Here is a 2994-nt window from a genome sequence, read left to right as displayed (position 1 = left end):
TTTGGGTTGTATGGTTAAGTGACTAAGCGTACACGGTGGATGCCTTGGCAGTTGGAGGCGATGAAGGACGTACTAACTTGCGATAAGCCTAGTCAAGCCAGTAAGAGGCGCTTGAGACTAGGATTTCCGAATGGGGAAACCCGGCCCTTTGGGTCATCGTTAACTGAATACATAGGTTAACGAAGCGAACGCGGAGAACTGAAACATCTAAGTACCCGTAGGAAAAGAAATCAACCGAGATTCCGAAAGTAGCGGCGAGCGAAATCGGATTAGCCCTTAAGCTTTAATGTAGTTAGTGGAACATTCTGGAAAGTATGACGATACAGGGTGACAGTCCCGTACACGACAACTTATTTAAAGTGAAATCGAGTAGGTCGGAGCACGTGAAACTTTGACTGAATATGGGGGGACCATCCTCCAAGGCTAAATACTCCCAACTGACCGATAGTGAACCAGTACCGTGAGGGAAAGGCGAAAAGAACCCCTGTGAGGGGAGTGAAATAGAACCTGAAACCGTGTACGTACAAGCAGTAGGAGCCCTTCGAGGGTGACTGCGTACCTTTTGTATAATGGGTCAGCGACTTATATTCTGTAGCAAGGTTAACCATTTAGGGGAGCCGTAGCGAAAGCGAGTCTTAACTGGGCGCTTAAGTTGCAGGGTATAGACCCGAAACCCGGTGATCTAGCCATGGGCAGGTTGAAGGTCAGGTAACACTGACTGGAGGACCGAACCCACTAACGTTGAAAAGTTAGGGGATGACCTGTGGCTAGGAGTGAAAGGCTAATCAAACCGGGAGATAGCTGGTTCTCCCCGAAATCTATTTAGGTAGAGCCTCGGACGAATACTTACGGGGGTAGAGCACTGTTAAGGCTAGGGGGTCATCCCGACTTACCAACCCTTTGCAAACTCCGAATACCGTAAAGTACTATCCGGGAGACACACGGTGGGTGCTAACGTCCATCGTGGAGAGGGAAACAACCCAGACCGTCAGCTAAGGTCCCAAAGTGTATGTTAAGTGGGAAACGATGTGGGAAGGCTAAAACAGCTAGGAGGTTGGCTTAGAAGCAGCCATCCTTTAAAGAAAGCGTAATAGCTCACTAGTCGAGTCGGCCTGCGCGGAAGATGTAACGGGGCTAAACATACCACCGAAGCTACGGCTGCGAACTTAGTTCGCGGGGTAGGGGAGCGTTCTGTAAGCGGCTGAAGGTGAACTGTAAGGTTTGCTGGACGTATCAGAAGTGCGAATGCTGACATGAGTAACGATAATGCGGGTGAAAAACCCGCACGCCGGAAGACCAAGGGTTCCTATCCCATGTTAATCAGGGTAGGGTGAGTCGACCCCTAAGGCGAGGCTGAAGAGCGTAGTCGATGGGAAACGGGTTAATATTCCCGTACTTGGTATAAATGCGATGGGGGGACGGAGCAGGCTAGGCAAGCATGGCGTTGGTTGTCCATGTGAAAGGCTGTAGGCTGGTGACTTAGGAAAATCCGGGTCGCTAAGGCTGAGAGTCGAGACGAGCCACCACGGTGGTGAAGTTGTTGATGCCCTACTTCCAGGAAAAGCCTCTAAGCTTCAGTTTATATCGAATCGTACCCTAAACCGACACAGGTGGTCAGGTAGAGAATACTAAGGCGCTTGAGAGAACTCGGGTGAAGGAACTAGGCAAAATTGTACCGTAACTTCGGGAGAAGGTACGCTCTTGTTTGTGAAGGATTTACTCCGTAAGCAGACGAGAGCCGCAGTGACCAGGTGGCTGGGACTGTTTATTAAAAACACAGCACTGTGCAAAATCGTAAGATGACGTATACGGTGTGACACCTGCCCGGTGCCGGAAGGTTAATTGATGGGGTTAGCTTAGGCGAAGCTCTTGATCGAAGCCCCGGTAAACGGCGGCCGTAACTATAACGGTCCTAAGGTAGCGAAATTCCTTGTCGGGTAAGTTCCGACCTGCACGAATGGTGTAACCATGGCCACGCTGTCTCCACCCGAGACTCAGTGAAATTGAAATCGCAGTGAAGATGCTGTGTACCCGCGGCTAGACGGAAAGACCCCGTGAACCTTTACTACAGCTTGGCACTGAACATTGACCCTACATGTGTAGGATAGGTGGGAGGCTTTGAAGCACAGACGCTAGTTTGTGTGGAGCCGACCTTGAAATACCACCCTTGTAGTGTTGATGTTCTAACTTAGGCCCCTAATCGGGGTTGAGGACAGTGCCTGGTGGGTAGTTTGACTGGGGCGGTCTCCTCCCAAAGAGTAACGGAGGAGCACGAAGGTTGGCTAAGTACGGTCGGACATCGTACGGTTAGTGTAATGGTAGAAGCCAGCTTAACTGCGAGACAGACACGTCGAGCAGGTACGAAAGTAGGTCATAGTGATCCGGTGGTTCTGAATGGAAGGGCCATCGCTCAACGGATAAAAGGTACTCCGGGGATAACAGGCTGATACCGCCCAAGAGTTCATATCGACGGCGGTGTTTGGCACCTCGATGTCGGCTCATCACATCCTGGGGCTGAAGTCGGTCCCAAGGGTATGGCTGTTCGCCATTTAAAGTGGTACGCGAGCTGGGTTTAGAACGTCGTGAGACAGTTCGGTCCCTATCTGCCGTGGGCGTTTGAGAATTGAGAGGGGCTGCTCCTAGTACGAGAGGACCGGAGTGGACGAACCGCTGGTGTTCGGGTTGTCATGCCAATGGCATTGCCCGGTAGCTACGTTCGGAATCGATAACCGCTGAAAGCATCTAAGCGGGAAGCGAGCCTCGAGATGAGTTCTCACTTGGAGTTTAACTCCACTAAAGGGCCGTTGAAGACTACAACGTTGATAGGCGAGATGTGGAAGTGGTGTGAGCCATTGAGCTAACTCGTACTAATTACCCGTGAGGCTTAACCATACAACGCCAAAGTGGTTTTGTTTGTTAGAAGTTAAGAATTAAAGTAGACGAAAGAATTTAATACGCTTTTCCAGATTTTAAGATATCTGAAGAGCGTGTGTA

Annotated in this window: 1 rRNA gene; it reads left to right on the top strand. The window is 50.4% G+C overall.

Going from position 1 to position 2994, the window contains the following annotated elements:
* The first annotated feature begins 12 nt into the window (after positions 1-12).
* Positions 13-2892, top strand: a 23S ribosomal RNA gene (locus CWB98_RS18430).
* Positions 2893-2994: the final 102 nt, after the last annotated feature.

Origin of the sequence: Pseudoalteromonas rubra (assembly GCF_005887115.1) — a bacterium.
Lineage (GTDB): Bacteria > Pseudomonadota > Gammaproteobacteria > Enterobacterales > Alteromonadaceae > Pseudoalteromonas > Pseudoalteromonas rubra_F.
Note: the sequence above shows the minus strand (reverse complement) of the source record. Positions and strands in the feature narration are given on the sequence as shown.